Genomic DNA, 7,896 nt, shown 5'->3' with positions numbered 1-7,896 from the left:
GTCACGGGCAACAGGACTCTAAAACAGGATGGCCCCGTTCATTGGGGACATGCCAACACGACGTCGCCCACCTACATCGCCTACGGCGGACGTTTCCACGTCGACGAGGACACCTCCACCGTCCACCACGTGGTGAGTGTCTCGATGCTGCCCGAGCTCCTGGCCGGGCCTCAGCTGCGGCAGGCCCGAGTCGAGGGAGACCGGTTGACCCTCTCGGCGTCGGCCACCAGCGACGGCGTAACGACGCAGAACACCCTGGTCTGGATCAGACGTCGATGATCACCTTGCCGACCGCCTTGCGGTCGGCCACGTAGCGCACGGCTGCCGCGGTCTCCTCGAGCGGGAACCGGGCGCCGATGTAGGGGCTGACCTTGCCGCCGGCGAACATGGCGTGCAGTTCGGCAAGGTCGCGCTCGTTCTCCGCGGGATGGTCGGTCGCAAAGGTCCGGATCTCCATGCCCTGCACCGTGATGCCCTTGAGCATCACCAAGTTCAGCGGAATCGCCGGGATCGCCCCGGCGGCATAGCCGAGGGTGACGAAGCGCCCGCCGCGAGCCAGGCTGCGCAGCGCCGGCTCCGCGTAGGAACCTCCGACGGGGTCCAGTACCGCCACGGCCCCGTCGCCGGTGATTTCGCGGATCCGCGTCTTGAGATCTTCCCGGTCGTAGTCCACCGTCGCTGCCGCACCGCGCGCCCGGCACACCTCGAGCTTCTCCGGACTGTACGCTGCGGCAAGCACTTTGGCGCCCATCGCCACACCCAGATCGACGGCCGCCAGGCCCACCCCGCCTGCCGCGCCCAGCACCACGACCCAGTCACCTTCGCTGATGCGCGCGACGGAGCGCAGTGCGTGATAGGCGGTGCGGTAGGTGATCCCGAATCCGGCCGCGGCCGCGTAGTCGATGCCCTCGGGAATCGGTGTCACTGCCGCGGCCGGCACCAGAGCCTGCTCGGCAAAACCTCCCACGAACGATGTCCCGACCACCCGATCGCCGGGGGTGAAGGGCACACCCTCGCCCGCGGCGATCACATCGCCGGCCAGTTCGCTACCGGGCGTGAACGGCGCCGGGATCTTCAGCTGATACTTGCCGTCGATCAACAACACGTCGGGGAAGTTCACCGCCGCGGCGCGCACCCGCACAACGATGGTGCCCGGCCCGGGCGTCGGGTCCGGAAGCTCCTTGAGGACCAGGTCTTCCGGCGGTCCGTAGCGCTCGCAGACGATCGCGCGCATCAGGCGCAGCTCCGTCGACGGCTGGCAGTGAGGTGAGCACGCATAGTCGACAAGGTAGCGTCACGGCCCCGATCGGCGTCACGCCAGGGTCAGACACTGCCGCCGTCGACCCGCACGATCGATCCGGTGGTGTAGCTGGAGGCGTCCGACATCAGAAACAGCGCGGCGCCGACGATCTCCGGCGGATTGCCGGCCCGGCCCAGCGCAGCGTCGCCGAAGGGGTTGGCGTCCTGCTCGAAATCCCACGCGGCGGAGATGTCGGTCAGGAAAGGCCCCGGCATCAGCGTGTTGACCCGCGCCGTCGGCCCGAAGGCTTGGGCCAGCGCCTCGGTCATCGCGTTGAGGCCGGCCTTGGACGCGGCGTAGGGAATGAAGGACGGGTGCGGGCGCAGCGAGCCGTGCGAGCTGACGTTGATGATCGAGCCCCCGCCCGCGGCCACCATCCGCTCACCGATCAACGCCGACAACCGAAATGGGCCTTTGAGGTTGAGGTTCACCACGGCGTCGAACATCTTCTCGGTGACCTCGGACTGCTTGCCGTAGACCGGTGACATGCCCGCGTTGTTGACCAGTACGTCGACCCGGCCGAACTGGTCGTACGCCGTCTCGACCAGTCCGTCGAGCTGGTCCCAGCGTCCGACGTGCACGGCGTAGGGCACGGCGCGGCGACCGGTCTCGGCTTCGATCGCCGCGGCAGTGGCATCGCAGGCCTCGAATTTGCGGCTGGCGATCAGCACATCGGCACCGCATCGGGCTGCCGCCATAGCCATTTCACGGCCCAGGCCGCGGCTGCCGCCGGTCACCAACACCACCCGGCCGGTCAGGTCGAACAGAGTGTCCGCGTATCCCATATCAGCCCGCCGCCTTCCGCGTTCTGGATCCAGACCAGCGTGCACGCGAGATTGCAGTCAAGGTTATAGATCCGCGAGATCCACAACCCTCAACGCAGTTTCAACGCAACTGTGTGGCGCCGCCCGGCCTTATGGAGCGAGCAGATCGGAAATCGGTGCGCCTGCCGCGATCTTGGCCCGTGCACCCATCACTTTGCCGGGCCGGCCCGCGCCCACCACCCCGGCGAGCACACCGTCGCGCTCGTAATAGGCCAGGAACTTGTGGCCGTCGTCCTCAACCAGATGCACGGTGTCGGTGGCCTCCGGTTCGCCCAGGCACTGAATCTTCACGTCGTACTGGTCGCTCCAGAAGTAGCTCGGCACCGCCACATCATGCAGGGACTCCTTACCCAGCATGGTCGGCACCATCACCCGGACCTGTGTGACCACATTGCTCCAGTGCTCGACGCGCACCTGATGCCCGTCACGGCCCTGCCAGAACGCCACGTCGCCCACGGCCCAGACGTTCGGTGCGCTGGTGCGTCCGGTGGCGTCGCAGCGCACCCCGTTGTCGAGTTCGACCCCGCTGCCTTCCAGCCACTCGGTCGCCGGCCGCGAACCCACACCCAGCACCACCACGTCGGCAGCCAGCTCGGTGCCGTCGCTCAGGACGACGGTCTCGACGCGTCCGGTCCCGCGGACCTCGGCCACCCCGACACCGGTGCGCACATCGACACCGTTGGCCCGGTGCAGCCGCGCCACCAGCTCACCGATCTGCTCGCCGAGGACCGACGCCAGCGGGGTGGGCTGCGGTTCGACAAGCACCACGTCCACATCGAGCTTGCGCAGGCTGGCCGCCGCCTCACACCCGATGAATCCCGCACCGATCACCACCGCCCGTGACGCCTTGGCGGCGTCGTCCCGCAGCACCAGGCTGTCCTCGAACGACCGGACCACCCGGACACCGTCGAGATCGCCGAAGCTGGGGATACGCCGCGGCACCAGGCCCGTGGCGATCACCAGCTGCGCATAGCCGAGTACGGTGCCGTCGGCCAGTGTGACGGTCTGGGCTGTGGTGTCGACACTGCCCACGGCGCAGCCCAGCCGCAGGCCGATGTCGTGGTTGGCGTAGAACTCCGCGGGCTCCAGCGTGGTGTCGTCGCGGTCGCCGCGCAGCACCTCTTTGGTCAGCGGCGGCCGGTCATACGGGAGGCGGGTTTCGTCGGAGACGATCGTCACCGGCCCCGCGTACTGCTCACGCCGCAGTTCCTCCGCGGTACGCACGGCCGCGAGTCCTCCACCGACGATGACGATCCCGTTGTCGGGCACCACAATTCCCCCCTGTTCTCCCGGGCAGGGCGATCAGTACTTGAGCGCGCCCTTGTCGACCGGGATCTGGACTCCCGTCAGGATTCCAGAGCCATCACCGGCCAGCCAAACCACCACGTCGGAGACCTGATCACAGGTCATGAAGGTCTGCGGGTGCAGCGGCATCGGGGGGAACGCGTGCAGGTAGTCGGGGCGCTCGGTGAAGATCTGGGCCATCACCTGAGGTTCGATCATCGGGGTGTCCACCGAGTAGGGGTGAATCGAGTTGACCCGGATGCGGTAAGCCCCGACTTCGAGGGCCAGCGTATTGGTCAGGCCCACCAGCGCATGCTTGCTCGCCGCGTAGTGGCCGTTTCCGGGGGTGGCCTTCAGTCCGGCCGACGAGCTGACGATCACGATCGATCCGCCGTTGTCGGCCTCGATCATCGCCGGCACCGCCGCGCGAATGGTGCGCCAGGTGCCGGTCAGGTTCACGTCGATCACGGTGTTCCACTGCTCGTCGGTCAGCTCCCACAACCGGCCCCAGCTGAGCACACCGGCGTTGGCCACCACCACGTCGAGGCGCCCGAACTGCTCAACACCGTCGTCGACGAGCTTGCGCAGCCCCTCGTCGTCACGCACGTCCACCGTCCGCGCCAGCACCTTGCGGCCCTGGGCCTCCACGGCGCTGACCATCTCGGCGAAGTCGTCCGGGGTGGCCGGCGGGTAGGTGATGGCCTCCGATGCCGGGCCACAGATATCGGTGGCGATGATGTCGGCTCCCGCGGCCGCCAGCCGAATCGCGTGCGAACGGCCCTGGCCGCGCGCCGCACCGGTGACAAAGGCCACTTTGCCCTGCAGATTGTGGTTTTGGCTCTCGCTCACCTGACGAGGCTAACAGCTCGATCTAGAACGTGTTCTACCGATGGAGAACCGTCGCCCTCCCCGCGACGTCGGCGCGCTGCTCGGCGGCCCGGCGGACCACCGCGGCCACCTGGTGGTGCAGGACGACAGAACATCGCCGCCTTGGAGCCGGACCGGCAAATACGAAAGCCCCCTTCCCACGCGGGGAAGGGGGCTCTCGCCTCTGGTGGCCGGGCAAGCCCGGCGACACCGAGAGAGAAACTACTTGATGATCTTGACGACCCGGCCGGCGCCGACGGTACGTCCACCCTCACGGATGGCGAACCGCAGACCCTCGTCCATGGCGACCGGCTGGATCAGCTTGACGGTCATCTCGGTGTTGTCACCGGGCATCACCATCTCGGTGCCCTCCGGCAGCGTCACCACACCGGTCACGTCCGTGGTGCGGAAGTAGAACTGCGGACGGTAGTTGTTGAAGAACGGCGTGTGGCGACCGCCCTCGTCCTTGGACAGGATGTAGGCCTGGCCCTCGAACTCGGTGTGCGGGGTGGTGGTGCCGGGCTTGACCACGACCTGGCCACGCTCGACGTCCTCACGCTTGATACCGCGGATCAGCAGACCGACGTTGTCACCGGCCTGACCCTGGTCCAGCAGCTTGCGGAACATCTCAACACCGGTGACGGTGGTCTTGGTGACGTCGGTGCGGATGCCGACGATCTCGACCTCCTCGTTGACGTTGATCACGCCGCGCTCGACACGACCGGTGACCACGGTGCCACGACCGGTGATCGTGAACACGTCCTCAACCGGCATCAGGAACGGCTTGTCGGTCTCGCGGACCGGGTCCGGGATGGACTCGTCGACGGCGTCCATCAGGTCCTCGACGGACTTGACCCACTTCTCGTCGCCCTCGAGCGCCTTGAGAGCCGACACCCGAACCACGGGGGCCTCCTCGTCGAACTCCTGGGCACCCAGCAGCTCACGGACCTCCAGCTCGACGAGCTCCAGGAGCTCCTCGTCGTCGACCATGTCCGACTTGTTCAGCGCCACCAGGATGTAGGGCACACCGACCTGACGGGCCAGCAGCACGTGCTCGCGGGTCTGCGGCATCGGGCCGTCGGTGGCCGCGACCACCAGGATCGCGCCGTCCATCTGGGCGGCACCGGTGATCATGTTCTTGATGTAGTCGGCGTGGCCCGGCGCGTCAACGTGGGCGTAGTGCCGCTTCTCGGTCTGGTACTCCACGTGGGAGATGTTGATGGTGATACCGCGCTGACGCTCTTCGGGAGCGTTGTCGATCTGGTCGAACGCACGCGACTCGTTGAGGGCCGGGTACTTGTCGTGCAGAACCTTGGTGATAGCCGCGGTCAGCGTGGTCTTGCCGTGGTCAACGTGACCGATGGTCCCGATGTTGACGTGCGGCTTCGTCCGCTCGAACTTCGCCTTCGCCACTTCTTGTCCTCCTGGACTTGTTGGTGCTGGGTTACAGCAGGATTGATCTATTTGGGTTTGTGCCACCGTAGCGGCACGGGCGCGAAGCTACTTACTCGCCCGTTGCCTTCGCGATGATCTCCTTCGCCACCTGCGCCGGCACTTCTGCGTAGGAGTCGAAAACCATGGAGTAGTTCGCCCGGCCCTGGGTCTTCGACCGCAGGTCGCCGACGTAGCCGAACATCTCCGACAGTGGCACCTGCGCCTTGACGACGCGCGCACCGCTGCGCTCCTCCATGGCCTGGATCTGACCACGGCGGGAGTTCAGGTCGCCGATCACGTCGCCCATGTAGTCCTCGGGCGTGGTGACCTCAACGGCCATGATCGGTTCCAGGATCACCGGCTGCGCGGCAGCGGCAGCCTTCTTCAGCGCCTGCGAGCCGGCAACCTTGAATGCCATCTCGGAGGAGTCGACGTCGTGGTACTGACCGTCGAGCAGGGTGACCTTGATGTTCACCAGCGGGTACCCGGCCAGCACGCCGTACTGCATGGCGTCCTGGGCGCCGGCGTCCACCGCCGGGATGTACTCGCGGGGCACGCGGCCACCGGTGACCTTGTTCTCGAACTCGTAAGTCGCACCGTCTTCGCCGGTGAACGGCTCAACAGAGATGAGGACCTTGGCGAACTGGCCGGATCCACCCGTCTGCTTCTTGTGGGTGTACTCGACCTTGTCCACCATGCGCTTGATGGTCTCTTTGTAGGCCACCTGCGGCTTGCCGACGTTGGCCTCGACCTTGAACTCGCGACGCATGCGGTCCACCAGGATGTCCAGGTGCAGCTCGCCCATGCCGCCGATCACGGTCTGACCGGTCTCCTGGTCGAGGTGGACCTTGAAGGTCGGGTCCTCTTCGGCCAGCTTCTGGATCGCCAGGCTCAGCTTCTCCTGGTCACTCTTGGTCTTGGGCTCGATGGCCACCTCGATGACCGGAGCCGGGAACGTCATGGACTCCAGCACGATCTGGTTGGCCGGGTCGCACAAGGTGTCGCCGGTGGTGGTGTCCTTGAGGCCGATCATCGCGTAGATGTGGCCGGCGGAGGCCGACTCGACCGGGTTCTCCTTGTTGGAGTGCATCTGGAACAGCTTGCCCAGCCGCTCCTTCTTGCCCTTGGTCGAGTTGATCACTTGGGCGCCGGACTCCACCTTGCCCGAGTACACCCGGACGTAGGTGAGCTTGCCGAAGAAGGGGTGCACCGCGATCTTGAACGCCAGCGCCGAGAACGGCTCGTCGATGCTGGGCTTACGGCTGATGATCTCGTCTTCCTTGCCGGGCACGTGGCCCTGCACCGACTCGACATCCAGCGGCGACGGCAGGTAGTCGATCACCGCGTCCAGCATCGGCTGAACACCCTTGTTCTTGAACGCGCTGCCGCACAGCACCGGGTACAGCTCCGAAGAGACCGTCAGCTTGCGGATACCGCTCTTGATCTCCTCGATCGAGAGCTCCTCGCCGCCGAAGTACTTCTCCAGCAGAGCCTCGTCGGTCTCGGCGACGGCCTCGAGCAGGGCGGTCCGGTACTCGGCTGCCTTGTCGGCCAGGTCGGCGGGGATCTCGATGGTCTCGTAGGTCTCACCGAGCTTGGTCTCGCCGCGCCACACCTTGGCGTTCATCTCGACCAGGTCGACGATGCCCTCGAAGTCGTTCTCCGCACCGATCGGCAACTGGATCACCAGGGGACGAGCACCGAGGCGCTCCTCGATGGTGCGCACCGTGAAGTAGAAGTCCGCACCCAGCTTGTCCATCTTGTTGACGAAGCAGATACGGGGCACGTCGTACTTGTCGGCCTGCCGCCACACCTGCTCGGACTGCGGCTCCACGCCCTCCTTGCCGTCGAACACGGCAACGGCGCCATCAAGAACACGCAGGGAACGCTCCACCTCGACGGTGAAGTCGACGTGGCCCGGGGTGTCGATGATGTTGATCTGGTTCTTGTTCCAGAAGCAGGTCACCGCGGCGGAGGTGATGGTGATGCCGCGCTCCTGCTCCTGCTCCATCCAGTCGGTCGTGGAGGCACCGTCGTGCGTCTCACCGATCTTGTAGTTGACGCCGGTGTAGTACAGGATCCGCTCGGTCGTCGTCGTCTTACCGGCATCGATGTGCGCCATGATGCCGATGTTGCGGACCTTGTTCAGGTCAGTCAGCACGTCCTGTGCCACAGCAGTCTTCCCAC

The 7,896-nt window shown here is 66.2% G+C and carries 7 protein-coding genes; 1 reads left to right on the top strand and 6 read right to left on the bottom strand.

Features of this window, described 5'->3' with window-relative positions:
* Positions 1–279, top strand: a 279-nt coding sequence (locus BST15_RS17810; protein WP_165757141.1) for a lipocalin-like domain-containing protein, incomplete at its 5' end; no start/stop codon positions are given.
* Here the strand turns inward: BST15_RS17810 and BST15_RS17805 are convergent.
* The 6 genes from BST15_RS17805 to fusA form a co-directional block, all read right to left on the bottom strand.
* Positions 266–1,234, bottom strand: a complete 969-nt coding sequence (locus tag BST15_RS17805; RefSeq protein WP_046189610.1) for an NADPH:quinone oxidoreductase family protein — start codon at positions 1,232–1,234, stop codon at positions 266–268. The two genes, BST15_RS17810 and BST15_RS17805, sit on opposite strands and share 14 nt — an antisense overlap.
* A gap of 89 nt (positions 1,235–1,323) precedes the next feature.
* Entirely contained in the window at positions 1,324–2,085 is a 762-nt protein-coding gene (locus BST15_RS17800; protein ID WP_046189609.1) for an SDR family NAD(P)-dependent oxidoreductase, read from the bottom strand.
* Positions 2,086–2,214: 129 nt separating this feature from the next.
* The gene (locus tag BST15_RS17795; RefSeq protein ID WP_109370829.1) at positions 2,215–3,396 is read right to left on the bottom strand and encodes an NAD(P)/FAD-dependent oxidoreductase; all 1,182 of its coding nucleotides are present in this window, start codon (positions 3,394–3,396) and stop codon (positions 2,215–2,217) included.
* 30 nt (positions 3,397–3,426) lie between these two features.
* Positions 3,427–4,257 (bottom strand): mycofactocin-coupled SDR family oxidoreductase, encoded by an 831-nt coding sequence (locus tag BST15_RS17790; RefSeq protein WP_083071091.1) that lies wholly within the window; start codon positions 4,255–4,257, stop codon positions 3,427–3,429.
* Positions 4,258–4,497: 240 nt separating this feature from the next.
* Positions 4,498–5,688, bottom strand: a complete 1,191-nt coding sequence (tuf, locus tag BST15_RS17785; RefSeq protein ID WP_046189607.1) for an elongation factor Tu — start codon at positions 5,686–5,688, stop codon at positions 4,498–4,500.
* A 91-nt stretch (positions 5,689–5,779) separates the two neighbouring features.
* Entirely contained in the window at positions 5,780–7,882 is a 2,103-nt protein-coding gene (fusA, locus tag BST15_RS17780) for an elongation factor G (protein ID WP_046189606.1), read from the bottom strand.
* Positions 7,883–7,896 lie beyond the last annotated feature (14 nt).

This window comes from Mycolicibacter arupensis (assembly GCF_002086515.1).
In the GTDB taxonomy this organism is placed as follows: domain Bacteria; phylum Actinomycetota; class Actinomycetes; order Mycobacteriales; family Mycobacteriaceae; genus Mycobacterium; species Mycobacterium arupense.
The sequence above is the reverse complement of the archived record's forward strand: the minus strand, read 5'-3'. Positions and strand labels throughout refer to the sequence as shown.

Excerpts from the sequence above, each read along its gene's own strand:
- BST15_RS17805 (WP_046189610.1), bottom strand. The coding sequence starts at position 1,234 with ATGCGCGCGATCGTCTGCGAGCGCTACGGACCGCCGGAAGACCTGGTC.
- BST15_RS17800 (WP_046189609.1), bottom strand. The coding sequence starts at position 2,085 with ATGGGATACGCGGACACTCTGTTCGACCTGACCGGCCGGGTGGTGTTG.